Below are 26535 nucleotides of genomic sequence, written 5' to 3'. Positions count from 1 at the left end.
CAGCAAGCTCCTGGAATCGCGTTATTATTCCGCGATAGCCTCGCATTAACCATTCATTAACTATGCGCCGCCCGCCGGTTGCCTGCCCCCAACGACGCTCCTAAGGTCCGCGCGGGGCTTGTGTGGCGGTTCGTCGCAGTTGAAGTGGATGGGTCATGCGTCGTGTCATCGCGGTTGCGTTAGCGGGAGCGGGTCTGTTGGGGGCGGCAGGTCTTGGGGGTTGCTCCTCGATGTCCTGGGACATGTTCAAATCGGCCCCGCCGACCGTCCAGGTCCGGCTCGAATCCAATCCCCCGGGTGCGGACGCCACGACCTCGATGGGTCCGGGCTGCAAGACCCCCTGCTCCGTCTCGGTTCCCGCCCCCGAGGCCCCCTTCACGGTCGCTTTCGCGCTACCGAAGCACCAGCCGGCAAGCGTCCCGGTGAACGTGATCAAAAATCCCGGGGATTTCACCACCCCGGCGTCGGTGACCACGGACCCGAATCCGGTCTTTGCGGAACTCCAGCCGGCGACGCCGCCCAAGCCGGTTCGCAAGCCGCACCGGCCCAGGAAGCCCAAACCGGCCGCAGCCGCGCCTGCAGTGGCACCGGCAGAGGCGGCGCCGGCCGCGGCCTCACCGTTCCCCAATCCGAACGCCGGCAAGCGGTGATCTACGTATACCACCCGATTGTCCTCGTCGCGTCCGATGCTTAGATTGCGTCCCGAGCACCGCTGAAGCCAGGGTGCGCCCATTGCCGTAGTGACAAGGCCTCTCGCATGAACGGATCCGCCGCGCTGTCGACCCCGATGACCGACCCGTTCGGGCGGACCATCAGCTATTTGCGCGTGTCCGTCACCGACCGCTGCGACCTGCGCTGCTTCTACTGCATGTCCGAGGACATGACGTTCCTGCCCAAGGCGAACCTGTTGACGCTGGAGGAACTCGACCGGCTCTGCTCGGCCTTCATCGCCAAGGGCGTCAAGAAGTTGCGGCTCACGGGCGGCGAGCCGCTGGTCCGGCGCAACGTGATGTCGCTGGTGCGCTCGCTGTCGCGGCATCTTTCGAGCGGCGCTCTGAACGAGCTGACGCTGACCACAAACGGCACCCAGCTGGCGAAGCACGCGAGCGAGCTCGCCGATTGCGGCGTCCGCCGCATCAACGTCTCGCTCGACACGCTCGATCCCAGGAAGTTTCGCGACATCACCCGCTGGGGCGAGATCGACAAGGTACTGGAAGGCATCGAGGCGGCACGCGCCGCAGGACTTGCCGTCAAGATCAACGCGGTGGCGCTGAAGAACCTCAATGAGGACGAGCTTCCCGAGCTGATGCGCTGGGCCCACGGCAAGGGCATGGGCCTGACGCTGATCGAGGTCATGCCGATGGGCGAGATCGGCTCGGGCCGCATCGACCAATATCTGCCGCTCTCGCTGGTGCGCGCACGCCTCGCCCAGCAATTCACGCTGACGGACCTCGCCGAGAGCACCGGTGGACCGGCCCGCTATGTCAGCGTCGCCGAGACCGGCGGCAAGCTCGGCTTTATCACGCCGATGACGCACAATTTCTGCGAATCCTGCAACCGGGTTCGGATTACCTGCACGGGAACGCTGCACACCTGCCTCGGCCACGAGGACGCCTCGGATTTGCGCAAACCTCTACGTGCATCTGATGACGACCTGCTGCTTGCGGATGCGATCGACCGCGCCATCGGCCTGAAGCCGAAGGGCCATGATTTCATCATCGACCGCCGCCACGACCGTCCCAGCGTCTCCAGGCATATGAGCGTCACCGGTGGCTGACACCGGCGGACTACGGCCTTATTCCCCTTAACTATCAACAAACTTCCGATTGACTGGCGGCACGCCCGCTGATTTGGTGCGGCTGCCTCATGCCTGCGCGGCGAGACAAGCCACGCGCCCGCTCGGCGCAGTCAAGACGGCCGGGGCACAATCGGGGGAGGACCTATCGTTGCAAGCGCTCTTGAAGCTGAGCCAAGGGATTGACGCGTTCACGCGCTGGACGGGCAAACGCCTGGCGTGGCTGATCGTGGCCGCCGTCATCATCTCGGCGGTCAATGCGATCGTCCGCAAGACCTTCGACACGTCCTCCAATTCGTGGCTCGAGCTGCAATGGGTGCTGTTCAGCATCGTGTTCCTGCTCTGCTCGCCCTGGACGCTGCTCGACAACGAGCACATCCGCATCGACATCGTGAACAACGCGCTGCCGAAGACGGTCCGCAGCATGATCGACGTGATCGGTCACCTGTTCTTCCTCATCCCGCTGTGCATCGTCATGGTCATCACCGGCGTGCCGTTCTTCCAGCGCTCGTTCCACATCAACGAGCAATCCGGCAATGCCGGCGGCCTGCCGCAATGGCCCGCCAAAGCCCTGATCATGATCGGGTTCGCTTTCCTGCTCGTTCAAGGCATCTCCGAGCTGATCAAGCGGATTGCGGTAATGCGCGGAATGATACCGGACCCGCATGAATCCCAGGTGTCCGCGCTGGAAGCGGAAGTCGAGCATCTCGTCGAAGCGATCGAGAAGAAGTAGCTGTTGGCGACGGTGTAGGGGAAATCATGACCGCTTTTATCATCGCCAATATGGCGCCCATCATGTTCGCGTCGCTGGTCGTCGTGCTGTTGCTCGGCTATCCCGCGGCATTCTCGCTCGGCGCCGTCGGCCTGTTCTACGCCATCATCGGCGTCGAACTCGGCCAATTCCACCCCGACTTCCTCCAGGCGCTTCCGGAGCGGGTCTACGGCGTGATGAACAACGACACGCTGCTCGCCATTCCCTTCTTCACCTTCATGGGACTGGTGCTGGAGCGGTCGGGCATGGCCGAGGACCTGCTCGACACCATCGGCCAATTGTTCGGCACCATCCGCGGCGGCCTCGCCTATGCCGTGATCTTCGTCGGCGCGCTGCTGGCCGCGACGACGGGTGTGGTCGCCGCGTCCGTGATCTCGATGGGCCTGATCTCGCTGCCGATCATGCTGCGCTATGGCTATGACCGCCGCGTGGCAAGCGGCGTCATCGCCGCATCCGGTACGCTCGCGCAGATCATTCCGCCTTCGCTCGTCCTGATCGTGATGGCCGACCAGCTCGGCAAGTCGGTCGGCGACATGTACGAGGGCGCCTTCATTCCGGGCCTCGTGCTCGCCGGCCTCTATGCCGGCTACGCCTTCCTCGTCAGCATGATCTTCCCGAAGGCGACGCCGGGCCTGCCGAAGGAGGCGATCGGCTTCCGCGAAGACAGCGGCAGCCGCGGCCTCGGTTCGCTCGGCGTGCTGTTCCTCGCGAGCGGCGTATTTGGCTGGTTCATGATGCGCAATTCGGAGACGCATGGCGCCGATTACGTCGTGCTCAGCATGTTCTATGGCATCGTCTTCGCCTTCGCCATGGCCGTCGTGAACTGGATCATCGACAAGCTCACCGGCTTCCGTTTCCTGTCGAAGATGGCGCAGCAGACGACCTTCGTCATGGTGCCGCCGCTGTTCCTGATCTTCCTGGTGCTCGGCACGATCTTCATCGGCATCGCGACCCCGACCGAAGGCGGCGCGATGGGTGCCACCGGCGCCCTCATCCTCGGCGCCGCGAAGCGGCGGCTGAGCTGGGACCTGATCAGGCAGGCCACGGAATCGACGGCCAAGCTGTCGGCTTTCGTCGTGTTCATCCTGGTCGGCGCCCGCGTGTTCTCGCTCACCTTCTACGGCGTCAACGGCCACGTCTGGGTCGAGCACCTGCTCACCTCGCTGCCCGGCGGCCAGGTCGGCTTCCTGGTCTTCGTCAACGCGTTCGTGTTCGTGCTGGCCTTCTTCCTCGACTTCTTCGAGCTGGCCTTCATCGTGATCCCGCTGCTCGGACCTGCCGCCGAGCACCTCGGCATCGACCTGATCTGGTTCGGCGTCATTCTCGGCGTCAACATGCAGACCTCGTTCATGCATCCGCCGTTCGGCTTCGCCTTGTTCTATCTCCGCTCGGTCGCACCGAAGGAGCGCTACACCGATCGCGTCACCGGCAAGCGGATGGACCCCGTCACCACGGGCCAGATCTATTGGGGCGCGGTGCCTTTCGTGGTCATCCAGGTCATCATGGTCGGTCTGGTGATCGCGTTCCCCGCGATGGTCATGCACTACAAGGGCGTGCAATCGACCATCGATCCCAACACGATCAAGATCGAGGTGCCGCAGATCGAGCTGCCGCCGCTGGATCTCGGACCGCCGCAGAAATAGCGAGGACAACACCCGCCGTCGTGCTCCGCGCAAGTGGCGCACGACGCGCGACGGCGCGCGTGACAAGCACCGGAAACGCAGGCATACCGGGCCATCCTCAGCCCTAAGGATGCCCGCTCATGCCCCGATCGCACCGTGCTCTGTCGCTCGTTGGCCGGTTGATCGCCTCACTCTGGCTGACATGCGCCGCAGCGATGGTGCAGGCCGAGCCGGTCGCCGATGTCCACATGCTGGCGCAAAAGGAGCAGCAGCCGTTGCTCGACACGCTGCGCGATCTCGTCAGCATCGAATCCGGCAGCAAGGACATCGAAGGCCTGAACCAGATCGCCGAGCGCGTTGCCGGTCAGCTCAAGCAGCTCGGCGGCACGGTGGAGATCCTGCAGCCCACCGACGTCTATCGGCTCGACGACAGCCCCGAGAAGATCGGACCCGCCGTGCACGCCGTGTTCAAGGGCGCGGGAACCAAGAAGATCATGCTGATCGCCCACATGGACACGGTGTACCTGAAGGGCATGCTGAAGGACCAGCCGTTCCGCATCGACGGCGACAAGGCCTACGGCCTCGGCATCGCCGACGACAAGCAGGGCGTCGCGCTCATTCTCCACACCGTGGCGTTGCTGCAGAAATTGAACTTTAGGGATTACGGCACGCTCACGGTGCTCACGAACGGCGACGAGGAGATCTCCTCGCCCGGCTGGCGCAGCACCATCACCCGCCTCGCCTCGGATCAGGACGCGGTGTTCTCGTTCGAAGGCGGCGGCACTGACGGCACGCTGCGCCTCGCCACCAGCGGCATCGGCTCGGCCTATCTCACCGTGCAGGGCAAGTCGTCACATGCCGGCGCCAGGCCCGAGGGCGGCGTGAATGCGCTGTACGAGCTCTCGCACCAGGTGCTGCAGATGAAAGATCTGTCCAAGCCCGAGCGGGGCCTGAAGCTGAACTGGACGGTCTCCCAATCCGGCACCAACCGCAACGTGATTCCTGCGAACGCCACGGCCCAGGCCGATGCGCGCGCGCTCAAGGTGTCCGATTTCGACGGGTTGGAGAAGGAGCTGCAGGACAAGATCAAGAATCGCCTGCTGCCCGGCTCCAAGGTCGACCTGAAGTTCGAGGTGCGGCGCCCGCCGCTCGAAGCCAACGAGGCCTCGCGCCGCGTGGCGGCCTACGGCAAGACGATCTATGGAGAGATCGGACTATCCCTCAAGGTCGACGAGAAGGCGACCGGCGGCGGCACCGACGCCGCGTTTGCCGCGCTCAAGACCAGCGGAGCCGTGGTCGAAGGCATGGGCCTGTCGGGCTTCGGTGCACACTCCAACGATGCGGAATATGTGCAGCTGGGCAGCATCGTGCCGCGGCTCTATCTGGCGACGCGCATGATCATGGACCTGTCGAGCGGCAAGCTGAAGTAGCGGCGCCCTCGCCGGGTTCGGCAGTCAGCCTTTGACCAAAGACGAAGCTCTCTCGTTGGAAGCCGGAAGCGGCTCATAAATCGTCTTCGAAACGACGTCCGGCGTACGCGATGGTGACGATCTCAACCTCCGTCTTCAGGACGCGGAATGCAATCGTCACGCGCCGCTCGAATCCGACGGTACGCAGGCCCGGAAGAAGATCGTCGCGGCTGGTGCCACGTTTGGGAAAGGTGGCGAGAGCCATGCATGCCTCCTCGAGACGGTCGATATAGCCGCCTGCGATTCGATAGCCGGCACGTTCTGCGATGTACTCGTAAAGGCCGACCAAATCGGCCTCCGCCTCCGGTCGGAATACGACCTTAAGCGCCACGCTTGGCGGCTTTCGCATTCCTCGCGTGGCGCGTTCGCAAACGCTTGAAAACATCCGTCGCCGCAACGCTCGGGCGCGGATCCTGGATCGAAGCCCGAACCTTGGCGGCTAGATATTCGTCAAGCGCGGCATCCTGCCGATCGAGGGCGCGAAGGGCCGAGCGGATGACTTCGCTGGCGGAGGCGTATTCGCCCGATTTCAGGCGGGCTTCCAGGCTCGCAAGCTGCGGGCCGAGGGTCACGGTAATCGGCTTGCTGGTACGCATGCTGTCCCCTTTCACCGCCCTTATAGCACATGATATGACACTGTCATACACCTGAGGTGCCATACGGCGCCTTCCTCCCTGCTCCGTTGCCCAGCCTTAAGGAGGGAGAGCGTGCAGTGTCAGTGCCGCGCGAGTTCCTCCCCGACCTCTACCTTGTCCGCCGGCCGAAAACGCAGCGTGAACTCGGCCCCGCCCCCCGGAAGATTCTCCACCGCGACCGTCGCCGCGTGATCGTCCGCCACCGCGCGCACGATCGAGAGCCCCAATCCAGCACCATCGCTGCGGCGGCGGTCGGCGCGCCAGAAGCGCTGGAAGATCAGCTCGCGCTCGGCCTCGGCGATCCCCGGGCCGGAATCGCGCACGCGCACCGAACCGTCCTCGCCCACCTCGACGTCGACTGTGGTGTCCTTTGCCGTGAACTTGATGGCGTTTTCGGCGAGGTTGAAGATCGCGCGCTGCAGCATCTCCGCATTGCCGTGGATCAGCACCGGCGCGTCGGCGCCCTTCAGCGCGATGTCCTTGTGCTGCGCGATCGCAAACGGCGCGATCGAAGCGACCACCTCGGCGCTGACGGCGCGTAAATCCGCGGTCTCGCCGGGATCGAGCACCAGGGTGTCGAGCTCGGCGATCTCCAGGAGCTGGGCAACGAGGCGGCTCATGGTTTCGATGTCGGCATGCAGCGCCTGCCGCGCCGCGCGATCGTCAAGCGTCTCGATCCGCGTGCGCAGGATCGCGAGCGGCGTGCGCAATTGATGCGCGGCGTCCGCCGTGAACTGCCGTTGCACCCGAAAGCCGCCTTCGAGGCGGTCGAGCGCCTGGTTGACGGCGGTGACGAGCGGCAAGATCTCGCGCGGGATCTGCTCCGTCGGCAGCCGGATGTCGGTGCGCGCAGGGCCAATATTGCTGGCCTCCTCGGAGGCCTTCCATAGCGGCGCGACCGCCCGGCGAAAGATGATGATGTCGGTGGCGAGCAGGATCAGGAGGATCGGGATGGTGATCCAACCTACACGCCGGAAGAAGTTCGAGACAATGTCGTCGATGATGACGTCGCGATGCGCGAGGTCCTCTGCAACCTGGATGCGCACCGTCTTGCCGTCGATGTCGCGGGTGACCGCGGCGCCGGAAATGCTCTCCGACGAGCGAGGTGCAGCGGCGGCGGAGCGCCGGTGCGAGGAGAACAGCAAACGGCCGTCGGCATCGCGAATGTCGTACTGATAGCGGCCATACGCTTCGGAATAGAGTCCTTTGAGACTGTCGGGTAGATTGAACGTCAACAGGCCGCCCGGCTGCGCAACGATGCGCTCCGCCAGCACTTCGGCCTGGGCGCGCATGGCATCGCGATGCAGCTGGGTGATCTCGGAATTGAGCAGCCAGAACAAGACCAGCGGCAGGAGGATCGCGACCACCGCGACCGCCAGGATGTGCAGGAACACGATGCGCCAGATCAGCGATTTGAACGTCGGCGACCTGCCATAGGACCTGGCATAGGACCCGATCTGGGCCACGCTATTTCTCCACGTCCATGAGATAGCCGACGCCGCGAATGGTGTGGATCGCGACCTTGGCGCCGTGTTCGGCGAGTTGCTTGCGCAGCCGCGAGACATAGACCTCGACCGCGTTGGAGGCGACCTCGCCGTCCAGCCCGAAGATGTGGTCCTCGACGTTCTTCTTCGGCACCACCCGCCCCTGCCGGCGCAGCAGGATCTCGAGCACCGAGGTCTCGCGCGCGGAGATGATCCGCGGCTGGTCGTCGACGAAGATCTGGCGGCTCTCGGTGTCGTAGACGAGGTTGGCGAGGCTGAGCGAGCGGCCGAGCAGCTGGCCGGGCCGGCGCAGGATCGCCTCCAGCCGCGCCACCAGTTCCTCCATCGCGAACGGCTTGACGAGGTAGTCGTCGGCACCGCTGCGCAGGCCGCTGACGCGGTCCTGCAGGCCGCCGCGTGCCGTCAGCACCAGCACCGGGAGCGGTTCCATCTTGAGCCGCAGCTCGCGCAGCACCGACAGACCGTCGCCGTCGGGTAGCCCGAGGTCGAGGATCATTGCGGCATAGCTGACGCTGCTCACCGCCTCGCGCGCCTCGGCCGCGCTGCCCACGATGTCGCTCTGGTAGCCGGCCGCCGCCAGCCCGGCCGCGACGAGCCGCGACAGCTCGGCATTGTCCTCGACGATCAGAAGGCGCATTGCATGTCCGCCAAATACTCAAGTCGCCGCCCGGCCCGCGCGGCATCTTCGCTCTCTTCCATCATTCCGGCCGCCTCGGCCAGCGAAAAGTGGCCGGAAAGCAGGTCAGCCTGTCGTCAGGTTCGCGTCAACCGATGGAACATGGCCCGCCATTTCTGCCGGACCGCTCCTCGCGAGAGCAGCGGACCTTGCTAGCTCCGCCCTTCGAAATAGGTGCACAGCTGGCTCGTCTCCTTCAGGGCTATGGATTTCCGAAAGAGCCGGCACTTGAAGTGGCGGTCTCCGTCCTCCCCGCTCGCGACCAGAAACATGCATTGACTGCAAACGTCGGTGTGATGACGGCGCTCGGCAACATCGAGCCCAACGAGGACGCGGCGAAGCGTATCGCGCAGCCGAGATCGATCGGAGCCCTCGAGTGCCACAATCTGGTCTCGCAGGGCGTGGATCGGATCGCGCTCCAGGAGCTTCTTGCCTTCGCCCGTGACACATAGCGTAATCGAACGCTTGTCCTCCGCGGAGGGCTTACGGACCACCAATCCCTTGTCCAGGAGCGCGGCGGTAATCAGAGATGCGCCGCCGCGGGTCGTCCCCAGAAAGCCGGCGAGTGCCGTCGGGGTCCTCGAAAGTCTGTTGGCAAGCGCGAGAAAGCGCAAGGCCATCCACTCACGATCGCTCAGCCCCGAACGAGTGCCTTCAAAGAGCCAACTGCCGGCCGATTGCACGAGAAGTTGTACGATTTCAGTTGCCATGCTCATTGATAAATGCCGACGGGAAACGGCCGTTCGTCATCTCGATCGGGAATCGAGACTGGCCGCATTCGGTGAAAGCTGAATTTTGGTCGGGACTGGTTGAGTCCGGTATATTGTACCGTGAAGTCCGGACGGCGGGGAAACACGCCTGAGGCCGCGACTCCAGCCCGATTGCCGGATTCCGATAGCCCGGTCGTTCCGCGAAAGGAACACCGCAAGACTACGTACCGCGTTCACGACAAGGTTACGAACGCCCAATTTCGGCGCGTCCAGCAACTTCGCCCGCTCTGAATGCCGATCCGGAATTCATCGGCTATTCGGTGCAACTCGATTTGACACTGCGTAAGGTCTCACGCATCGGCCTGTCGGCTACCCATATTTGATCGGACATCGCCGCGTCCGCCCCGTTGCGGACCTCGAGCCGCCGCCCCATCATGGGCATCATGAATCCATTATCGGTACTCATTGTGTTCGGCGGCCTTCCGGGCACCGGCAAGACGACCATTGCTCGCGAGTTGACCGTTCGGCTCGCGGCGACATATCTGCGTATCGATTCGATCGAACAGGCGTTGCGGGACGCTGGCTTTACCGTCGGTGCAGAGGGCTATGCCATAGCCAACGCGCTGGCTGCCGAAAATCTCAAGCTCGGACGCATCGTTATCGCCGACTGCGTGAATCCAGTGCAGGCAAGCCGCGCTGCCTGGCGGCAATGTGCCTTGCAGACCTCGGCCCGCATGGTTGAGATCGAAATGGTTTGCAGCGAACCGGCGCTACACCGGCAACGCTTGGAAAGCCGGACACCCGACATTGATGGCCTCAAACTCCCAACCTGGAGTGATGTCGTGAGCCGCGCGTATGAACCATGGGACCGACAGCATCTGGTGCTCGACACGGCCAATTGTTCGCTCGATGATCTGCTGGAGCGAGCGGAGACCTATGTTCGCGACAAGATTGGCTAGCTCGGCAATTGGCCTCATGGTGGAGCTCGGCAGGCCGCCGCCGCGGGATTGCCCGCCGTCCATTGGCTCGCCGTCGACAGCGACCATGCCCTGCGCAGCGCGCCTTGAACGGCGGCTGGATCGAAGCTCATCGTCATCTCCAAATGAGTGCCAACGAAACGCATTTCGGATTATTCGATTCTAGCATTCTGCCACTGTTTTGCCCGACACGTCAAAGTGCTCCTGAGTTCGCAGGAGCTGCCGGGCGAAGGCCGCTTGCACCACTGATTTCTTCACGACTTATCAAGCCGTTGGCTACTGTGCATGGGGTTGTTTTTCAGCTTTTGAGTCTGCCTCCAAACACGACAACGCCCCGGAGCTTTCACTCCGGGGAGCTGCTTGTGACAGATAAAGCGATCAGCTCTGCGAGCGCCGCGCCATGAAGATGTCGTAGCCCACCTCGGCGACCTGGAACCAGGCGTAGCCGTCGCTCGTGAACTTGTTGAGAGAGTCGTGCACCTTCTTGAAGTTGGCGTTGGTCGCGCCGACCTCGGCGTGCAGCTCCTTGGCGGCCTTGTGGCAGGCGTCCATGATCGATGGCGAGAACGGGTGCAGCTTGGCGCCGCTGGCGAGCAGCTTCTTCAGCGCCAGCGGGTTGGCGGCGTCGTAGCGCGCCATCATGTAGTTGTTGGCGTAGTGGCCGGCCTGCTCCAGCACGCTCTGGTAATATTTCGGCAGCGCGTTCCACTTGTCGAGGTTGACGAAAGCCAGCAGCATCGGCCCGCCTTCCCACCAGCCGGGATAGTAGTAGTGCGGCGCGATCTTGTAGAAGCCGAGCTTCTCGTCGTCATAGGGGCCGACCCATTCGGCGGCGTCGATGGTGCCCTTCTCCAGCGCCGGGTAGATGTCGCCGCCGGCGAGCTGCTGTGGCACCACGCCGAGCTTCTGCAGCACCCGGCCGGCGAAGCCGCCGATGCGGAATTTCATGCCCTTGAGATCGTCGGGCGTGTTGACCTCTTTCCTGAACCAGCCGCCCATCTGGCAACCGGTGTTGCCCGCGAGCAGCGAGACGACGTTGTAGCTCTTGTAGAATTCGTTGAGCACGTCGCGGCCGCCGCCGAGCATGTACCAGGCCTGGTTGATGCGCATGTTGGGGCCGAACGGCACGGCCGAGCCGAAGGTGAAGGTCGGATCCTTGCCGAAATAATAATAGGAGGCGGTGTGGCCGATTTCGCAGGTGCCGTTCTGCACGGCGTCGAGCACCTGGAGGCCCGGGACGATTTCGCCGGCCGCGAAGATCTGGATCTGGAATTTGTTGTCGGTCGCCTCCGCGACCATCTTGCACATCATCTCGGCGCCGCCAAACAGCGTGTCGAGCGACTTCGGCCAGCTCGTCGGCATACGCCATTTGATTTCCGGCATGGACTGCGCGATCGCGGGAGCCGCGAGCGTGGCGGCGCCGGCCGCGCCAAGTCCTGTGACCTTGATGAAGTCTCTTCTCTTCATGATTTCCTGCCCTGATGTATCAGTGATTGTGGGCCTTCTTGCCGAGGCTTGGGGAACAGCATGACGCAAGCCGCGGCCGAATGCCATCCCGATCGCACTGCGGCAAAGAAAAAGCCCGGCCTCCATGGAGGCCGGGCTTTCCGGTCTTGCGACTTTAGGACTAGGCGATCAGCCGCGCGTGCGCGAGCGGATCATGAAGCTGTCGTAGGTATATTCGGCAACCTGCCACCACAGATATTCGTCAGAGCGGTAGGCCTGCATGGCGTCGATCGACTTCTTGAAGTCGGCGTTCTTGGCCGAGATCTCGCCCCACAGTTCGTTGGTTGCCTTGAGGCAGGCTTCCAGCACCTCGTTGGTGAAGGGACGAAGCTGAGTGCCGCCGGCGACCAGACGCTTCAGCGCCGCCGGGTTCTGCATGTCGTAGCGCGCGGCCATCCAGCTGTTGGCGTTCGCCGTCGCGTTGGCGAGGATCGCCTGGTAGCTCTTCGGCAGCGAATTCCACTTGTCGAGGTTGGTGAAGGCATGGACCATCGGACCGCCCTCCCAGAAGCCCGGATAATAGTAGTACTTCGCCACCTTGGCGAAGCCGAGCTTCTCGTCATCATAGGGGCCGACCCACTCGGCCGCATCGATGGTGCCCTTTTCCAGCGCCGGATAGATGTCGCCGCCGCCGAGCTGCTGCGGCACCACGCCGACCTTCTGAAGCACCTGGCCGGCAATGCCGCCGATCCGCATCTTGAGGCCGGAGAGATCGGCGACAGTCTTGATCTCCTTGCGGAACCAGCCGCCCATCTGGGTGCCGGTGTTGCCGCAAGCATGGCCGATTACGTTCGACTTCTTGAAGAACTCGTTGCCGAGCTCCATGCCGCCGCCTTGGTACCACCAGGAGTTCTGCTGGCGCGCGTTGAGGCCGAACGGCACCGAGGCGTAGATCGCGAAGGTCGGATCCTTGCCGACATAGTAGTACGAGACGGTGTGGCACATCTCGACGGTGCCGTTGGAGGTCGCATCGAGCGCCTGGAGCGCCGGGACGAGCTCGCCGCCGGCGAACACCTGGATCTGGAATTTGTTGTCGGTCATCTCGGCGACGTACTTCGCCACCTGCTCGGCACCGCCATAGATGGTATCGAGCGACTTCGGGAAGCTCGAAGTCAAGCGCCACTTCACCTCGGGCGAGGATTGCGCGATCGCCGGCGAGGCCACTGCGGTCGCCGCCGCGCCTGCTGCCGACACTTTCAGAAAATCACGACGCTTCATCTTCAGGTTTCTCCTTGCTGGGGCGTTTCCCCTTAAACTTCTCTTGTGCCGCCGCTGATTCCGGCGACGCGCCAGGGCGCGTCGCACCGAAGGGGCTTGGACTGCCGTGGGCCTTTAACACGGACGGCCCGGTTTCGGAACGCGACAATGGCATGACGAGGCTCTACGAAAGTCGCATGTCCTCCGAGGGAACGAGCAGGTGTGCCACGGGCGGCCGATTCAGGCCGCCGCGATGACGCCCTTGAGCTGGTCCCGGACCTGCCCTGCAATGGCACGGTAGATCGCCGCATGGGGACCGTCCGGCTCGCTATCGACGACGGGATTGCCGGCATCCGAGGTGGCGCGAATCGCCATGTGCAGCGGGATCTCGCCGAGGAACGGGACCTCGAGCTTCTCGGCCTCGTGCCGCGCTCCGCCATGGCCGAAAATGTCCGACCGCGTGCCGCAATGCGGGCACTGGAAATAGCTCATGTTCTCGACGATACCGAGCACGGGCACGTTGACCTTCTTGAACATGGCAAGCCCCCGCCGCGCATCGATCAGGGACAGGTCCTGCGGGGTCGAGACGATCACGGCACCCTTGAGCGGCACGTTCTGCGCCAGGGTGAGCTGGGCATCGCCGGTGCCCGGCGGCATGTCGACGACCAGCACGTCGAGCTTGCCCCATTCGACGTCGCGCAGCATCTGCGTCACCGCCGACATCACCATGGGACCGCGCCAGATCATCGCGGTCTCTTCCTCGACCAGGAAGCCGATCGACATGATGGCGAGGCCGAAGCGCCGAAGCGGAATCATTTTGCGCTCGTCGTTCAGTTCCGGCTTGTCGCGCAGGCCCGTCAGGCGCGGCACCGAGGGGCCGTAGATGTCGGCATCGAGCAGCCCGACCTTGAGGCCGAGGTCGCGCAGGCCCAACGCCAGATTCAACGCGGTGGTCGACTTGCCGACGCCGCCCTTGCCGGAGGCGACCGCGATCACGGCGGCGACGCCCGGAATCTCCGACTGCCGCGCCATGGGCGACCCGCCTCCCTGCGGCGGCTTATGGGCATGGGCCGGCTGCACGCCCGGCGCGCCGCGACTGGGTTGCGGAGGCCGCGGCGGTGCGGAGCCCGGCTTACGCTCGGCGGTCAGCGCCACCATGACGGTGGTGACGCCGGGGATGGTGCGCACGGCGGCCTCGGCCTCGGCCCGGATGGATTCCCAGGCCCTGGCCTCGGCGGCATCGACATTGATCGAGAAGAATATCTTGCCGTCGGACGCGCTGATCGCGCTCAGCACATTGGCATTGGTGAGCGCGACCCCGCGGGGCGACTTGATCCTGGCGAGGCTGTCGAGAACCTGTTGCTGCGTCACACTCAAGGTGCATCTCCTGGACGGAGCCTGATCCGGACCCGGAAGGGCCGCACCAGCGCAGAGCGTGGGCGGCTTTCCGGCAAGGTCATGCTCGAGACTTTAGGATGCCCCATTAGAGCGGAAACGCCCAAAAGGCTACTGCCTGCCGATATCGTCAGCCATCTCGGCGGGCGCCGACCCCTGCTCTTTGGCGGCCTCGTAATTCAGCTCGATCATGACCCCGTTGGGGTCGTGAACGAAGATCTGCCAGAGGTCGCCGCCGGGCACCTGGCGGGAGTCGAACTTCATCCCCTTGGAAGCCAGCCTCTGCTTCATGCCGTCGAAGCCGCGACTGACGAAGGCGACATGATGGACAACGCCGGAATCCGGCTTTTGTGGCTCCGCTGTCGCGGAAATATCGACCAGGTGCACCACCGCCCTGCCCTCGCTGTACATCCAGGCGCCGGGGAAGGCGAAATTCGGCCGGGCGCCTTTTTCCAGGCCCAGCACGTCCTCGTAGAAACGGACGGTCTCGGCCAGATTCCGGGTCCGGATGTTGAAATGATCGAGGACGCCAACGCTCACACCGCCCATGCTCTCGCTCCCTTTTTCGAAGTCCTTAGGTCCCGCCATCCTAGCACAGGGGGCCGCCAAACGAAGCCGTTGCCCTCCCGGCTTAACGGTTTATGGTGCGCCTCCGATCCGCCCTCGCAGCGGAACTTCGAGGGCGCCGCCCGGCGCCCTCGCCCGGCTACAACCGTAAAACTCAAAACTACGGACAAGGTACCACACATGGCTAAAGTCGCTTTCCTCGGTCTCGGCGTCATGGGCTTCCCCATGGCCGGACACCTCGTGAAAAAAGGGGGCCATGAGGTCACCGTCTACAATCGCACCGCGGCCAAAGCGAAGGAATGGGCTGACAAGTTCGGCGGCAAGACCGCAGCGACCCCGAAGGCGGCCGCCGAAGGTCAGGATTTCGTGATGTGCTGCGTCGGCAACGACAACGATCTGCGCGCGGTCACGATCGGCGCCGACGGCGCCTTCGCCGGTATGAAGAAGGGTGCGACCTTCGTCGATCACACCACCGCCTCTGCCGAGGTCGCACGTGAGCTGGATGCAGCCGCCACCAAGGTGGGCTTCAAATTCGTCGATGCGCCGGTCTCCGGCGGCCAGGCCGGCGCCGAGAATGGCGTGCTGACGGTGATGTGCGGCGGCGCGCCCGATGCCTATTCCGGCGCCGAGCCGATCATCACGGGCGCCTATGCGCGGATGTGCAAACTGCTCGGGCCCGCCGGAAGCGGCCAACTGACGAAGATGGTCAACCAGATCTGCATCGCCGGTCTCGTGCAGGGTCTCTCCGAGGGTATCCACTTCGCCAAGAAGAGCGGGCTCGACGTCACTGCTGTGATCGAGACCATCTCGAAAGGGGCCGCGCAGTCCTGGCAGATGGAGAATCGCTACAAGACCATGAACGAAGACAAGTACGATTTCGGCTTCGCGGTCGAATGGATGCGCAAGGACCTCTCGATCTCGCTGGCTGAAGCGCGTCGCAACGGTGCCACCCTGCCGGTGACCGCACTCGTGGACCAGTTCTATGCCGAGGTCGAGAAGATGGGCGGCAAGCGCTGGGACACATCGAGCCTGCTCGCGCGCCTGCAACGCTGAGGAACGCGTCGACGGTCGGGGCCGGGCTGCTGCGACCGTCACGGGTCTCGACGCCGCGCTTGCGCCGCGACGAGGCCCGCATCGAGCCGAAAAACGAATTCCGGGGGGACTGACTTGCTGAGCGTGATAGCCGTCGTTTTCATCGTTGCGTACGCTGCCATCGCGCTCGAACATCCGCTGGGCGTCAACAAGAGCGCTTCGGCTCTGCTGGGAGCGGGCCTGCTCTGGACCATCTACGCGATGTCCGTCGGTGACGCCTCGCTCGTCAACCACCAGCTCGACGAATCGGTCGCCTCGACCGCGCAAATCGTCTTCTTCCTGATCGGCGCCATGACGATCGTCGAGGTGATCGACGCCCACAACGGCTTCGAAGTCATCACCTCGGTGATCCGCACCACGAAGCAGACCACGCTGATGTGGATCATCGGTTTCGTGACGTTCTTCCTGAGCTCGATCCTCGACAATCTGACGACCACCATCGTGATGATCTCGCTGATCCAAAAGCTGATCGGCAACAAGGGCGATCGCCTGCTGTTCGCTTCCATCATCGTGATCGCCGCCAATGCCGGCGGCGCCTGGACCGTGATCGGCGACGTCACCACGACCATGCTCTGGATCGGTGGCCAGATCTCTCCCGTCAGCATCATGAAGGCGGTGTTCCTGCCGTCGCTGCTCAACCTGCTGATCCCGCTGCTCATCATCGGCTATTCGCTGAGGGGCAAGAACATCGTGCCCCCGTTGCAGGAACAAGCGAAGGCCCTCAGGGTCGAGCTGTTCGAGCGCAATTTGATGTTCTATCTCGGGCTCGGCACCTTGGTTGCCGTTCCGGTCTTCAAGGCCGTGACGCATCTCGCGCCGTTCATGGGTATCCTTTTCGGGCTGGGCATCCTCTGGCTGGTCGGCGAGATCGTCCACCGCCACAAGGACGAGGATGCGCGCCGTCCCCTCACCCTCGTCCATGCGCTGGCGCGCATCGACATGAGCTCGATCGTGTTCTTCGTCGGCATCCTCATGGCCGTCGCGTGCCTGGAGCACGCCCGCGTCCTTGAGCTACTCGCGAAATGGCTCGACGCCACGGTCGGCCGTCTCGACATCATCGTCATCCTGCTTGGCCTCTTGAGCGCCATCATCGACAACGTGCCGCTCGTCGCCGCCACGATGGGCATGTACAATCTGGTGCAATATCCGCCGGACAGCTTCATCTGGGAGTTCATCGCCTATTGCGCCGGAACCGGCGGCTCGATCCTGATCATCGGCTCGGCCGCGGGCGTTGCCGCCATGGGACTCGAGAAGATCGAGTTCTTCTGGTACGCCCGCCGCATCGCAGGTCCGGCGCTCGCGGGCTATCTGGCGGGGGCGATGGTCTACATCGTGCAGCACGCGGCGCTGCACTGAACGGCGCCGGCGAGATCCAAATTAACGCCGGGTTAACGTAATTCTTTAGCTCCTTAAGTCACCTCTTAAGGATTTCTTGCCAGAGATAGACAATGCAGAAGGCCCGCGTCCGGCGTGGGCAGGAATCGTTGTTGCTTGATGAGTAACCCCGCTGAAAAGCCCGAGGTTGTGCAGCTTCCGGCCGAGCCGGTGAGCGCTCCATCGGCGAGCAGCCGAAGGGCTGCGGCGCAGCGGGTGCGCGAGGCGCGCGACAGGTTAACGTCGACCAGCGGAACCCGACCGGCCTTCGACGCCGAGATGCTGCGCCAATATGCCCAGACCCGGCTGTCGGCTTCCTATGTCGTGATGCTGCTGGTGGTCGCGACCGGGGTGCTGTTCGGGCTGTGGATGCAGCCGATCCCCGCCGCAGCCTGGACGGTCGGCATGCTCTGCATCCACGCGGCGATGATCCGCAGTTGCCGGCGCTTCCTGACCGAGCCCGCCTCGCCCGCGGCGACGCGCGCATGGCGGACGCGCTTCGTCGTGCTCGATCTGCTCTATGGCCTGTGCTGGATGGCGATCCTGATCCACCCCGTGCTCGACATGGTCACGGAAACGCTGATGATGTTCCTGATGCTGCTGGTGATTGCAGTATCGAGCATGGTCGCCGCGAACTTGCCGATCGCAGCCCTTGCGGCCACCGCGCCGGTCGCGGTCGCCATGGCGCTGAGCTTTGCGATGACCGGCTCGCTGGACAATTATATCCTGGCCGCGCTCGCGCTCGCCGCCGAAGGCTATTTCGTGCTGCTGGCGCATCGCCTGCACTCCTCCACCTTCGCCACGCTGGAAGCGCGCGCCGAAAAGGACGCGCTGATCGGCGAGCTCGAACAGGCCAAGGCGATCTCGGACGAAGCGCGCCACCGCGCCGAATCCGCCAATGTCGCCAAATCGCGCTTCCTCGCGCAGATGAGCCACGAGCTGCGCACGCCGCTGAACGCGATCCTCGGCTTTTCCGAGGTGATGAAGAGCGAGATCTTCGGCGCGCATGCGGTGCCTGTCTACAAGGAGTACTCGGCCGACATCCATAATTCGGGCGTCCACCTGCTCAACCTCATCAACGAGATCCTCGATCTGTCGCGGATCGAGGCCGGCCGCTACGAGCTCAACGAGGAAGCAGTGTCGCTGGTCGGCATCGTCGCCGACTGCCACCATCTGATGAAGCTGCGCGCCTCGAGCCGCGGCATCACCATCCACGAAGTGTTCGAGCAGGCAATGCCGCGGCTCTGGGCCGACGAGCGCGCGATCCGCCAGGTCGTGCTCAACCTGATTTCCAACTCGATCAAGTTCACGCCGCAGGGCGGCGAGATCTGGCTCAAGGCCGGCTGGACCGCTTCGGGCGGACAATACCTCTCGGTGAGGGATACCGGCTCCGGCATTCCCGAGGACGAGATCCCGGTCGTGCTCGCCTCGTTCGGCCAGGGCTCCAACTCGATCAAATCGGCCGAACAGGGCGCAGGGCTCGGTCTGCCGATCGCCAAGAATCTGATCGACCTGCATGGCGGCACGTTCACGCTGAAATCGAAGCTGCGCATCGGTACCGAGGTGATCGTCACCTTCCCGCCGGAGCGTGTGATGAGCGCGCTTGCGCCGCTGTCGGATGATTCTCCACCGCTCCAGCCGGAGAATTCCGTACTGCCCGATGAGAAGCGCCGGCCGCGCCACAAGCCGATCATGAGCGCCGGCACGGGCTCTTAACCAGAAGCTTGCAGAGATGCCCGACAATCCCCCACTATATCCGAATGAGCAAAGAAACGCCGTGCGTCGCCGTCTGCATGATCGATCCCAGGACCAAGCTGTGCTTCGGCTGCGGCCGGACCCTGCCCGAGATCGCGCGCTGGCACGCCATGGAAAGCGCCGAACGGCTCGCGGTCATGGCCCTGTTGCCGGCACGCATGACGGAAGCCGGACTTGCGTCGATCGCGCCATCGCCGAAACGCACCTGACCGGCCTGCGCGCCTCCGGAGGCGCCCGATGATCCGCTTCCTGCTCGTTCTCGTCACGCTCGCCGGCACGGCAGGCGCGGTCGTCGCCTATGGCGATCCCGAGCAGATCGCGCGCGCCAGCCACAAGGTCTCGCACATCTTTCGCGCGCAGACGGTGGCGGCCGCCCCCGCCGTGCAGATCCCACGCGGCCAGGGCGGCGAATTCGCACTGCGCGCGAAGATCAATGGTGTCGCGGCGCCGATGGTGATCGATACCGGTGCGACGTCGGTGGTGCTGACGTGGGAAACCGCGAAAGCCATCGGGCTGCCGCTCGAGATGCTCGAATACGATGTCGATCTCGAAACCGCGGGCGGCCATACCAAGGCGGCCCGCCTCACGCTCGACCGTCTCTCCGTCGGTCATCTCGTCGAGAAATCGGTGCCGGCCCTCGTCGTCCAACGCGGGCAGATGAAGACCAACCTGCTCGGGATGAGCTTCCTCGACCGCCTGGAGAGCTGGGGCGTCCGCGCCGACAAGCTGATGCTGACCGGCTATCCCGAGCTTCAGAGCAGCCACCGCCGCTCGCGCACGGCGATGGACTAGGTCGCAACGGGACGTGCGGCGCCATTCGAGCGGACTCTCATTCCTGGCCACAACAAACCGCGAGAGCATGAAGGTGCGATCTGCATGCACCTAAGTGACGAACCAATTCACCGTTGGGCCCAGATTGTGAACCCGGCACTCGCCGAGAATGCCGGATCTGCCCCAGGCGTGATGGATGTGACCACATAGATGGAGCCGCGGCTTCGTCGACAGGACGGCATCGCGGATAGCGTGGCTGCCTTCGTGGGCGCCGTCCCTTTGAACGTCGGCGCAGCCGAACGGCGGCGAGTGAGTGACGAGAACCGCCCCCGGCGGACACCCGCGGATCAGATCCGCCGCCTCCGCCTCACCGAGCCGCCGATTCCAGGACTCGTCCCGCCGACCCGCGGGGATTTCAAATCCGAGGCCGAAGAACGGCACGCCTTCAACTGTCACGGCTTCGCCATGAAGAACGTGGATGGCAGTGTTGATACAACAGGCACGCCGCAACTCGTTCAGGTCGTCATGGTTGCCAGCGACGAGGACCATGGGAACGGTGATGGCGCGGAGCAGATCAACCGTCTCGCGCAGCCCGATCCCCTGGGTTGAGAAATCGCCGGCGCCCACCACGACGTCGGCCTCTCGCGAGGCACCGACGATAGCCTGTGCGGCATCACTGTCTCGATGCAAGTCGCTAAAGGCCAAGATCTTCATCAGCGCCGTCTCTCTTTGCTCATCTCAGATAGCGCTTCTCGTCGGCCCTGACTTTATCCATGCCCTGCAGACGGAAGATCTCCTCGACGGAGACGATTACCCTGTCGACATTCTGGATGCCGCCATCCTTCAGGATGGCGGCGAAAACATCCTTCATCGCCATAACGGCTGCGCGGATCGCGTGGTTGCCGTAAATGACCATCTTGATCTTTCCGAGCGCACGAATGCGTTCCGTCGTCATCTCGGGATACGCGGTCGGAACGATAACGAGCGGCACCCTGCCCTTGAAGGCGCGCACGAAACTCTCCACCTCGTCGGGCGTCTTTCGCTTGGAATGGATCAGGACCATGTCCGCCCCGGCCTCCTCATAGGCCGCAGCCCGCTTCAGTGCTTCTTGCTCTCCCAGCCCGGCTATCAACGCCTCGTCGCGCGCGACCACCAGGAAGCCGGCATCTTTTCGCGTCTGACACGCGGCTTCGATCTTGCCCTGAAACTCCTCGATCCGCAGCAACTCCTGGCGGCCATCCGTCACGAGGCTGGTCACCTTCGGAAACGACTTATCCTCGATGACGACAGCAGAGGCCCCAGCGCGCTCATACTGCTGCACCGCGTGAATCACATTGATGGCGTTGCCAAAGCCGGTGTCGATGTCGGCAACAATCGGTAGATCCACCCGCTCGGCCATGGCACGCATCATGTCGAGGTGCTGCGTCATCGAAATCAGACTGACATCGGCAAGACCGTACAGCGCCGAGAGCTCGAAGCCCGACGCCCAGATGCCGTCAAACCCCGCCTCCTGCGCGAGCAGCGCGGACAACGGGCTATGCGCCGCCATGATCTGGACGAGACCGGAATTGGCCATCTTGTCCCTGAGCAGATGTCCTTTGCCGTTCATGATCTTTATTTCCTCCGTGCGTCCAAAGCAGGCGCGGATCCGGCCCGGGGCAAAATGATAGGAATACTCACGAGCTGACAGCGCGGCAGCTGCGGCGCGATCGCCTTTCTGAAGCGATAATTGTATGAGATAATTCCTCCAGACCATCCCGAAATTCGCATCCATCTGTTAGATTTTCTAAATCATGAGACGCTTACCGCCCCTGAGAGCATTGAAGGTCTTCGAAGCGGTCGCCCGACACTCGAGCGTGACCGCCGCTGCCGAAGAGCTGTGTGTTTCTCACGGCGCGGTCAGTCAGCAGATCAGGATTCTGGAAGAGTATTTCGGCCGGTCTCTCTTCCGCCGCTCAGGGCGCGGGATCGAGCCGACGCTGGAGGCATCAACCTACCTCGCGGATGTCAGGGCGTGTCTGGATCGTCTGGCGATCGCGTCGGAACAACTGGCGCGGCGCAGGCCAGGCAGAATTCTCAAGATCAACGCGACACCGTCTTTCGCGATGCGCTGGCTGATCCCGCAGACATCGTCATTTCAATTGGCGAATCCCTCGATCGAACTGCGCCTGTCGACATCTCCGACCGACGAGATCGATCAGCTCGGCGAGCCCTTTGATTTCATCATTCGCCGTGACGTCATGCGGCGCAGCGATCACTCTTGCGGGAAAATCGCCGATGACGTTTCGACGGCGCTCGTGAGCCCCATGCTGCTCGAGAAGCACAGCATAAATGCTCCGCGAGATCTGCTAGCCGTGCCGCTTCTTCACCTCAAATCGCGACCCGACGCCTGGAGGGGGTGGTTCGGCGCCAGTGGCGTCGTGATCGGAGAAACAGTTGCCGGACCGTACTTCGATCATTTCTTCCTGTCCCTGCAGGCTGCGATCAACGGCCTCGGCGCCGCGGTCGGGCCGTTCGCATTGATCCAGGACGACCTCGCGAGCGGAAGACTGGTCGCGCCGTTTCCGGAGCGCACGCTGGTTGGCCCTGGCTTCCATGTCCTCTACAGAACGGCGATGAAGGACCGGGCCGGACGGCTGTTTCTGGATTGGCTTCTCGCGCAGGCAGGGCGGTGACGGGCTCGCCAAGCGGGCGGGCGCAGCAGGCTAAACCAGCGGCGGGCCCTGCCGCAGATTCATGTGACGGTTGACGTCCTTGTAGAGCAGATAGCGAAACCGGCCGGGGCCTCCGGCGTAGCAGGCCTGCGGGCAGAATGCGCGCAGCCACATGTAGTCTCCGGCCTCGACCTCCACCCAATCCTGATTGAGACGGTAAACGGCCTTGCCCTCGAGGACATACAATCCGTGCTCCATGACATGCGTCTCTGCGAAGGGAATCGTCCCACCCGGTTCGAACGTCACGATGGTGATGTGCATGTCGTGGCGCATGTCCGCCGGATCGACGAAGCGGGTGGTCGCCCACCTCCCTTCTGTGCCCGGCATCGCGATCGGTTCGATGGAGTCTTCGTTGATCACGATGGCCTCGGGCACGGCCACCCCCGGCACGCGCTGGTACAGTTTGCGGATCCAGTGAACCTGTGCAGGGTCCAGGCCGCGGTTGCGAATGCTCCAGGCGCAGCCCGGAGGCACGTAGGCGAAGCTGCCGGGCCGCAGCTCAAATTCACCATCGGCCAATTTGAGACTCAACTTGCCGCCGACGACGAACAACGCCCCCTCGGCATCCTTGTCCGGCTCTGGCATGTCACTTCCTCCGGCCGGCGCGATCTCCATGAGATAATGGGAGAACGTCTCGGCGAAGCCGGAGAGCGGTCGCGCCAACACCCAGACGCGCGTGCTGTCCCAATGCGGCAGGTAGCTGACGACGATATCGCGTTGCACGCCGCTCGGGATGACGGCGTATGCGTTCGTAAAGACCGCGCGGCCGCTCAGCAGGTCCGTCTGGGGCGGATGGCCGCCCTGCGGTACGTGATAGGTGCGCGACGACATCATCAAGCCTCGTGAAGGTTACCGATCGGACGTATCAGCTTGCAGCTGACTGAACACCGATCTGCATCGGCTCGCTCAGCCAGTGTTCTTCGAGATTGGCGCCATCCCCCTTGCGGTCGACGACGAGGAACGCGCTTGCGTCCTTCAGAACCAGGAGCGGATGGTGCCAGCAGTTTCTAGCATAGTTCACGCCCTGGTGGCCCTTTGCCGCGAACGCCCGGTAGCTGGCGGGGACGCCCGGGTCTGTGCAAACGACCACGAGCCAATCCGCTCCGTTCAGGGGGACGAACATCTGGCTTCCAAGCGGATGGCGCTCCATCAGGCGGATCGCGATCGGCGCAGGCCGCACTGAGGCGACAAACCAGCCGATGTTGACCTGTCCGCCTTCCGTGGCAATGTCGATATGGGCGAGCCCGTCAAAGCGCTGAGCGTAACCCTGGTTGATCGACAGCGGCGTGTTACCTTCCGTCTCGACGACGTCTCCGAACGGAGCGAATGCCTGCTGCGTCAAAGGCTCGATCGAGAGTGTCACCATTGCGGGCCTCAAGCGCCACCGTGTTCAAAGAGTCTGCAGACCTGCGACCGGAGCATCCGCACTGTTTGGATCCAATCGCAGATTCTCGACTGAAGGGTCAATCTCGCCGTTCAGAATGCGACGCGCCTTCGCGTGATCGAGGTCTCCCTCCCATGAGGCGACGACGACTGTCGCAACGCAGTTTCCGACGTAGTTGCCGAGCGCGCGGGCGATGCCGATGAACCAGTCTACCGACAAGATGAGCACCAGTCCAATCGCCGGGATGGCCGGAATGGCGGCCAGCGTCGCAGCGAGGACGACGATGGCCGAGCCCGGGACACCATGAGCACCTTTGGAGGTGAGCAACGCGACGCCGAGGATGGCCAGCAGGTCGCCCGTGGCAAGCGGCGTATTCGTCGCCTGTGCAATGAAGACGGCCGCCAGGGTCAAGTAGATGGAGAACGCATCCAGATTGAACGAGTACCCGGTCGGGATCACCAGACCGACGGTCGATCGCTTGATCCCGAGCAGCTCGAGCTTACGCATGGTCTGTGGCAGCACGCTGTCGCCCGCGGCCGTCCCGAGAACGATCAACAGCTCTTCGCGCAGATAGGCCAGCAGCTTGAACAGGCTGAAGCCGGAAAGCCGCATGATCGCGCCGAGAACGACGACCACGAACAGAACCACTGCCAGATAGAACAGGGCAACGAGGCCCCCGAGCTGCTTGAGCGAACTGATGCCGTATTTTCCGACCGTGAAGGCGATCGCACCAAAGACACCGATCGGCGCGAGCCGGACGACGAAGTTCATCATCTTGAAGATGATCTCGTTCACCCGCTCGACGAACTCAACGACTGGCCTCGCGCGTTCGCCGCACAGTGACACGGCGCAACCGAACATGATCGAGACGATCAGGACCTGCAGAACGTCGCCGGAGCTGAAAGCCCCGACAAGCGTCGAAGGAATGAGCTTCATCAGGAATTCGGAGATGCCCCCGCCGGCGACCTGGGCCGCCGTCTGGCTGAACCCGCTGAGCGCCTTGGCGTCCAACGCCTTCGGATCGATGTTCATTCCGGCGCCCGGCTGGAAATAATAGGCAAGCGCAATGCCAAACACCAAGGCAACGGTGGTAACGATCTCGAAATAGAGAAGCGAACGAATGCCGACCCTTCCAACCTTTGAAAGGTCGCCGGCCGCCGAAATTCCCTGCACGACGACGCAGAACACGATCACCGGCACCAGCATCTTGATCAGCTTGATGAAGCCATCACCCAGCGGCTTCATCTGCAATGCGGTATCGGGATAGGCGACGCCGAGCGCAATGCCGGCCGCGAGTGCAACGACGACCTGGAAGAAGAGTGACTTGAAGATCTTGGGCATGAAGAACATGGGCATGGCCTTCCTCGCTCGCTGGGCTTCCATCTGGCTTGGTCGGCCGGAGCCTTCGCCATTGTTGTCGTTGGCGGCGACGTGAGATCGCTGCGGACGGAGCGTTTCGCGGCGACAGGACGCTTGGAGGGCTCCGCCGGTCATTCGTTGACCAGGTGCGACATCAAGTCCAATATATAGAGCGACACGATTGATAGGTTTTCGCTATGGATCTCCGCCAGCTCCGGTACTTCATCGCGGTTGCCGAAGAGCGCAGCTTCACCCTCGCGGCCCGGCGGCTGAACCTCTCGCAGCCGCCGCTCAGCCAACATATCCAGGCCCTCGAGGCAGAGCTCGCGACCCCGCTCCTCTACAGGACCAGCCGCAGGGTCGAGCTGACGCAGGCGGGCGAGGCCATGCTCGTGCGGGGCCGCGCGATCCTGCAACAGGTCAAAGCCGCGGAAGACGAGGCGCGGTCGATCGGAGCTGGCCTGATCGGAACGCTGGATGTCGGCGCGACCGGCTCGATCCTGCGCGGCCGTCTCGCAGAGCTGCTCGCGGCCTACCGGAAGGTCGCTCCGCAGGTCAAGATGACGGTGCATGAGCAGGCGCCGGCACTGCAGATCGCGGCGCTGCTCAGCCGCACGACCAATATCTGTCTCATTCGCGGAATTCCCGGCGAGCGCGACCTGACCAGCAAGCTTGCATGGCGGGAAGAGGTCGTTCTCGCAATGCCCGGCACCCATCATCTGGCCCGCCGCAAGCGCATCGCGCTCGGCGAACTGGCGTCCGAGGATCACGTCGTCCTGGATCCGAACAGCTCCGATTTCGCACGCTACGTGCAGACCTGCTGTGTCGATGCCGGCTTCCTGCCAAGAGTGTCTCAGCAGGTCGTCGATGCCCAGTCGATCCCAAGTCTGATTGCCGCGGGTTTCGGCGTGGCGCTCGTGCCGCAGTCGATTGCGCGCTTCACCACAGCCGACATCGTCTTCCGTCCGATCAGGCCGTCGCCGCCCACGGCCGACGTGTTTCTGGTCTTCAGAGCCGACGAGACGTCGATGGTGGTGCACAACTTCATCAAGCTCGCGCTTCGATACCTCAATCATCGGAAGGGTGTGGGTTGATGCTGCCGTGTCTCCTCCGCATCGCCAGGCAAATCCGTCATCCTGAGGCTTGCTCCGCGGCGCGATGCGCCGCGTAGCGCGCACCTCAGGGTGACGGCGGTGAGAGCTGAGTTCGCATTGTCAATCTTCAGGCAAGCAGACACGCCTTCGCAGCCTCGCGGCTTAA

Annotated in this window: 27 protein-coding genes; 13 read left to right on the top strand and 14 right to left on the bottom strand. The window is 63.6% G+C overall.

The features are described from left to right. Positions 1 to 155 precede the first annotated feature (155 nt). The 5 genes from UNPA324_RS14555 (at position 156) to UNPA324_RS14535 (ending at position 5619) form a co-directional block, all read left to right on the top strand. The gene (locus UNPA324_RS14555; RefSeq protein WP_141934963.1) at positions 156 to 650 is read left to right on the top strand and encodes a hypothetical protein; all 495 of its coding nucleotides are present in this window, start codon (positions 156 to 158) and stop codon (positions 648 to 650) included. Positions 651 to 757: 107 nt separating this feature from the next. After that, positions 758 to 1777, top strand: a complete 1020-nt coding sequence (gene moaA / locus UNPA324_RS14550) for a GTP 3',8-cyclase MoaA (protein ID WP_128922469.1) — start codon at positions 758 to 760, stop codon at positions 1775 to 1777. 169 nt (positions 1778 to 1946) lie between these two features. Further along, a complete protein-coding gene (locus tag UNPA324_RS14545) occupies positions 1947 to 2528 on the top strand; it encodes a TRAP transporter small permease subunit (protein ID WP_128922470.1) in 582 nt (193 codons plus the stop codon). 26 nt (positions 2529 to 2554) lie between these two features. Continuing rightward, a complete protein-coding gene (locus UNPA324_RS14540) occupies positions 2555 to 4210 on the top strand; it encodes a TRAP transporter large permease (RefSeq protein ID WP_128922471.1) in 1656 nt (551 codons plus the stop codon). 119 nt (positions 4211 to 4329) lie between these two features. Beyond that, positions 4330 to 5619, top strand: coding sequence for a M20/M25/M40 family metallo-hydrolase (locus tag UNPA324_RS14535; protein WP_141934962.1), 1290 nt, complete (start codon positions 4330 to 4332; stop codon positions 5617 to 5619). Between the two features lie 73 nt (positions 5620 to 5692). Here UNPA324_RS14535 and UNPA324_RS14530 read toward each other — a convergent pair whose 3' ends face one another. The 5 genes from UNPA324_RS14530 to UNPA324_RS14510 all read right to left on the bottom strand — a co-directional run bounded on the left by UNPA324_RS14530 (position 5693) and on the right by UNPA324_RS14510 (position 9190). Next, the gene (locus UNPA324_RS14530; RefSeq protein ID WP_349630208.1) at positions 5693 to 6007 is read right to left on the bottom strand and encodes a type II toxin-antitoxin system RelE/ParE family toxin; all 315 of its coding nucleotides are present in this window, start codon (positions 6005 to 6007) and stop codon (positions 5693 to 5695) included. Beyond that, positions 5979 to 6317 carry a type II toxin-antitoxin system ParD family antitoxin gene (locus UNPA324_RS14525; RefSeq protein ID WP_245471860.1) on the bottom strand — a complete coding sequence of 113 codons (339 nt, stop codon included), beginning with the start codon at positions 6315 to 6317 and terminating at the stop codon, positions 5979 to 5981. The genes UNPA324_RS14530 and UNPA324_RS14525 overlap by 29 nt, the downstream gene beginning before the upstream one ends. 56 nt (positions 6318 to 6373) lie before the next feature. Beyond that, the gene (locus UNPA324_RS14520; protein ID WP_181769399.1) at positions 6374 to 7759 is read right to left on the bottom strand and encodes a sensor histidine kinase; all 1386 of its coding nucleotides are present in this window, start codon (positions 7757 to 7759) and stop codon (positions 6374 to 6376) included. 1 nt (position 7760) lies between these two features. Further along, the gene (locus UNPA324_RS14515) at positions 7761 to 8435 is read right to left on the bottom strand and encodes a response regulator (protein WP_128922474.1); all 675 of its coding nucleotides are present in this window, start codon (positions 8433 to 8435) and stop codon (positions 7761 to 7763) included. Positions 8436 to 8626: 191 nt separating this feature from the next. Further along, positions 8627 to 9190, bottom strand: a complete 564-nt coding sequence (locus UNPA324_RS14510) for a MarR family winged helix-turn-helix transcriptional regulator (protein ID WP_128922475.1) — start codon at positions 9188 to 9190, stop codon at positions 8627 to 8629. A gap of 428 nt (positions 9191 to 9618) precedes the next feature. Between UNPA324_RS14510 and UNPA324_RS14505 the strand changes: the two genes are divergently transcribed. After that, positions 9619 to 10143: a P-loop nucleotide/nucleoside kinase family protein gene (locus UNPA324_RS14505; protein WP_245471861.1), complete on the top strand. Its 525-nt coding sequence runs from the start codon at positions 9619 to 9621 to the stop codon at positions 10141 to 10143. Positions 10144 to 10539: 396 nt separating this feature from the next. Here UNPA324_RS14505 and UNPA324_RS14500 read toward each other — a convergent pair whose 3' ends face one another. The 4 genes from UNPA324_RS14500 to UNPA324_RS14485 all read right to left on the bottom strand — a co-directional run bounded on the left by UNPA324_RS14500 (position 10540) and on the right by UNPA324_RS14485 (position 14808). Then, the gene (locus UNPA324_RS14500; protein ID WP_128922476.1) at positions 10540 to 11628 is read right to left on the bottom strand and encodes a TRAP transporter substrate-binding protein; all 1089 of its coding nucleotides are present in this window, start codon (positions 11626 to 11628) and stop codon (positions 10540 to 10542) included. Positions 11629 to 11796: 168 nt separating this feature from the next. Then, entirely contained in the window at positions 11797 to 12885 is a 1089-nt protein-coding gene (locus UNPA324_RS14495) for a TRAP transporter substrate-binding protein (RefSeq protein WP_128922477.1), read from the bottom strand. A 219-nt stretch (positions 12886 to 13104) separates the two neighbouring features. Continuing rightward, positions 13105 to 14241, bottom strand: coding sequence for an Mrp/NBP35 family ATP-binding protein (locus UNPA324_RS14490; protein ID WP_141934960.1), 1137 nt, complete (start codon positions 14239 to 14241; stop codon positions 13105 to 13107). A gap of 129 nt (positions 14242 to 14370) precedes the next feature. Further along, positions 14371 to 14808 carry a VOC family protein gene (locus UNPA324_RS14485; protein WP_128922479.1) on the bottom strand — a complete coding sequence of 146 codons (438 nt, stop codon included), beginning with the start codon at positions 14806 to 14808 and terminating at the stop codon, positions 14371 to 14373. Between the two features lie 198 nt (positions 14809 to 15006). On the opposite strand from UNPA324_RS14485, the gene UNPA324_RS14480 reads away from it, so the two are divergent. From UNPA324_RS14480 to UNPA324_RS14460, 5 genes are all read left to right on the top strand, one after another. Next, the gene (locus tag UNPA324_RS14480; RefSeq protein ID WP_128922480.1) at positions 15007 to 15879 is read left to right on the top strand and encodes an NAD(P)-dependent oxidoreductase; all 873 of its coding nucleotides are present in this window, start codon (positions 15007 to 15009) and stop codon (positions 15877 to 15879) included. A 114-nt stretch (positions 15880 to 15993) separates the two neighbouring features. Continuing rightward, a complete protein-coding gene (gene nhaD / locus UNPA324_RS14475) occupies positions 15994 to 17274 on the top strand; it encodes a sodium:proton antiporter NhaD (RefSeq protein ID WP_128922481.1) in 1281 nt (426 codons plus the stop codon). A 138-nt stretch (positions 17275 to 17412) separates the two neighbouring features. Further along, positions 17413 to 19008 carry a sensor histidine kinase gene (locus UNPA324_RS14470; protein WP_128922482.1) on the top strand — a complete coding sequence of 532 codons (1596 nt, stop codon included), beginning with the start codon at positions 17413 to 17415 and terminating at the stop codon, positions 19006 to 19008. Between the two features lie 44 nt (positions 19009 to 19052). Beyond that, a complete protein-coding gene (locus UNPA324_RS14465) occupies positions 19053 to 19256 on the top strand; it encodes a DUF1289 domain-containing protein (RefSeq protein WP_128922483.1) in 204 nt (67 codons plus the stop codon). A 28-nt stretch (positions 19257 to 19284) separates the two neighbouring features. Then, positions 19285 to 19839 carry a TIGR02281 family clan AA aspartic protease gene (locus UNPA324_RS14460; RefSeq protein ID WP_128922484.1) on the top strand — a complete coding sequence of 185 codons (555 nt, stop codon included), beginning with the start codon at positions 19285 to 19287 and terminating at the stop codon, positions 19837 to 19839. 90 nt (positions 19840 to 19929) lie between these two features. On the opposite strand, the gene UNPA324_RS14455 is transcribed toward UNPA324_RS14460, so the two are convergent. Beyond that, on the bottom strand, positions 19930 to 20532 hold the full coding sequence (locus UNPA324_RS14455; RefSeq protein ID WP_128922485.1) for a metallophosphoesterase family protein: 603 nt from the start codon (positions 20530 to 20532) through the stop codon (positions 19930 to 19932). A 19-nt stretch (positions 20533 to 20551) separates the two neighbouring features. Next, complete coding sequence (locus UNPA324_RS14450; protein WP_245471862.1) at positions 20552 to 21592, bottom strand: phosphonopyruvate hydrolase; 1041 nt, start codon at positions 21590 to 21592, stop codon at positions 20552 to 20554. Between the two features lie 46 nt (positions 21593 to 21638). On the opposite strand from UNPA324_RS14450, the gene UNPA324_RS14445 reads away from it, so the two are divergent. After that, positions 21639 to 22493, top strand: coding sequence for a LysR substrate-binding domain-containing protein (locus UNPA324_RS14445; RefSeq protein WP_181769398.1), 855 nt, complete (start codon positions 21639 to 21641; stop codon positions 22491 to 22493). 30 nt (positions 22494 to 22523) lie between these two features. On the opposite strand, the gene UNPA324_RS14440 is transcribed toward UNPA324_RS14445, so the two are convergent. From UNPA324_RS14440 to dctA, 3 genes are read right to left on the bottom strand one after another with little or no spacing between them, the layout of a single operon-like run. Further along, positions 22524 to 23363, bottom strand: coding sequence for a bifunctional allantoicase/(S)-ureidoglycine aminohydrolase (locus tag UNPA324_RS14440; protein WP_128922679.1), 840 nt, complete (start codon positions 23361 to 23363; stop codon positions 22524 to 22526). A 34-nt stretch (positions 23364 to 23397) separates the two neighbouring features. Continuing rightward, positions 23398 to 23898, bottom strand: coding sequence for an ureidoglycolate lyase (locus UNPA324_RS14435; protein ID WP_128922487.1), 501 nt, complete (start codon positions 23896 to 23898; stop codon positions 23398 to 23400). A 24-nt stretch (positions 23899 to 23922) separates the two neighbouring features. Then, positions 23923 to 25257, bottom strand: a complete 1335-nt coding sequence (gene dctA / locus UNPA324_RS14430) for a C4-dicarboxylate transporter DctA (protein ID WP_141938873.1) — start codon at positions 25255 to 25257, stop codon at positions 23923 to 23925. 215 nt (positions 25258 to 25472) lie between these two features. On the opposite strand from dctA, the gene UNPA324_RS14425 reads away from it, so the two are divergent. Then, positions 25473 to 26369: a LysR substrate-binding domain-containing protein gene (locus tag UNPA324_RS14425; protein WP_141934958.1), complete on the top strand. Its 897-nt coding sequence runs from the start codon at positions 25473 to 25475 to the stop codon at positions 26367 to 26369. The last annotated feature ends 166 nt before the right edge of the window (positions 26370 to 26535 follow it).

The sequence above is a fragment of the Bradyrhizobium sp. UNPA324 genome, assembly GCF_006658635.1.
Classification (GTDB): Bacteria; Pseudomonadota; Alphaproteobacteria; order Rhizobiales; family Xanthobacteraceae; genus Bradyrhizobium; species Bradyrhizobium nanningense.
The sequence above is the reverse complement of the archived record's forward strand: the minus strand, read 5'-3'. Positions and strand labels throughout refer to the sequence as shown.

Bases quoted from the DNA above. Each gene is read 5' to 3' on its own strand.
- UNPA324_RS14470 (WP_128922482.1), top strand. From the start codon at position 17,413: ATGAGTAACCCCGCTGAAAAGCCCGAGGTTGTGCAGCTTCCGGCCGAG.
- UNPA324_RS14425 (WP_141934958.1), top strand. From the start codon at position 25,473: ATGGATCTCCGCCAGCTCCGGTACTTCATCGCGGTTGCCGAAGAGCGC.
- UNPA324_RS14435 (WP_128922487.1), bottom strand. From the start codon at position 23,898: ATGGTGACACTCTCGATCGAGCCTTTGACGCAGCAGGCATTCGCTCCG.
- UNPA324_RS14515 (WP_128922474.1), bottom strand. From the start codon at position 8,435: ATGCGCCTTCTGATCGTCGAGGACAATGCCGAGCTGTCGCGGCTCGTC.
- UNPA324_RS14460 (WP_128922484.1), top strand. From the start codon at position 19,285: ATGATCCGCTTCCTGCTCGTTCTCGTCACGCTCGCCGGCACGGCAGGC.
- UNPA324_RS14440 (WP_128922679.1), bottom strand. From the start codon at position 23,363: ATGTCGTCGCGCACCTATCACGTACCGCAGGGCGGCCATCCGCCCCAG.
- UNPA324_RS14480 (WP_128922480.1), top strand. From the start codon at position 15,007: ATGGCTAAAGTCGCTTTCCTCGGTCTCGGCGTCATGGGCTTCCCCATG.
- UNPA324_RS14535 (WP_141934962.1), top strand. From the start codon at position 4,330: ATGCCCCGATCGCACCGTGCTCTGTCGCTCGTTGGCCGGTTGATCGCC.
- dctA (WP_141938873.1), bottom strand. From the start codon at position 25,257: ATGCCCAAGATCTTCAAGTCACTCTTCTTCCAGGTCGTCGTTGCACTC.
- moaA (WP_128922469.1), top strand. From the start codon at position 758: ATGAACGGATCCGCCGCGCTGTCGACCCCGATGACCGACCCGTTCGGG.
- UNPA324_RS14455 (WP_128922485.1), bottom strand. From the start codon at position 20,532: ATGAAGATCTTGGCCTTTAGCGACTTGCATCGAGACAGTGATGCCGCA.
- UNPA324_RS14465 (WP_128922483.1), top strand. From the start codon at position 19,053: ATGAGCAAAGAAACGCCGTGCGTCGCCGTCTGCATGATCGATCCCAGG.
- UNPA324_RS14485 (WP_128922479.1), bottom strand. From the start codon at position 14,808: ATGGGCGGTGTGAGCGTTGGCGTCCTCGATCATTTCAACATCCGGACC.
- UNPA324_RS14525 (WP_245471860.1), bottom strand. From the start codon at position 6,317: ATGGCACCTCAGGTGTATGACAGTGTCATATCATGTGCTATAAGGGCG.
- UNPA324_RS14510 (WP_128922475.1), bottom strand. From the start codon at position 9,190: ATGAGCATGGCAACTGAAATCGTACAACTTCTCGTGCAATCGGCCGGC.
- UNPA324_RS14500 (WP_128922476.1), bottom strand. From the start codon at position 11,628: ATGAAGAGAAGAGACTTCATCAAGGTCACAGGACTTGGCGCGGCCGGC.
- UNPA324_RS14555 (WP_141934963.1), top strand. From the start codon at position 156: ATGCGTCGTGTCATCGCGGTTGCGTTAGCGGGAGCGGGTCTGTTGGGG.
- UNPA324_RS14450 (WP_245471862.1), bottom strand. From the start codon at position 21,592: ATGGATGCGAATTTCGGGATGGTCTGGAGGAATTATCTCATACAATTA.
- UNPA324_RS14505 (WP_245471861.1), top strand. From the start codon at position 9,619: ATGGGCATCATGAATCCATTATCGGTACTCATTGTGTTCGGCGGCCTT.
- UNPA324_RS14530 (WP_349630208.1), bottom strand. From the start codon at position 6,007: ATGCGAAAGCCGCCAAGCGTGGCGCTTAAGGTCGTATTCCGACCGGAG.
- UNPA324_RS14495 (WP_128922477.1), bottom strand. From the start codon at position 12,885: ATGAAGCGTCGTGATTTTCTGAAAGTGTCGGCAGCAGGCGCGGCGGCG.
- UNPA324_RS14540 (WP_128922471.1), top strand. From the start codon at position 2,555: ATGACCGCTTTTATCATCGCCAATATGGCGCCCATCATGTTCGCGTCG.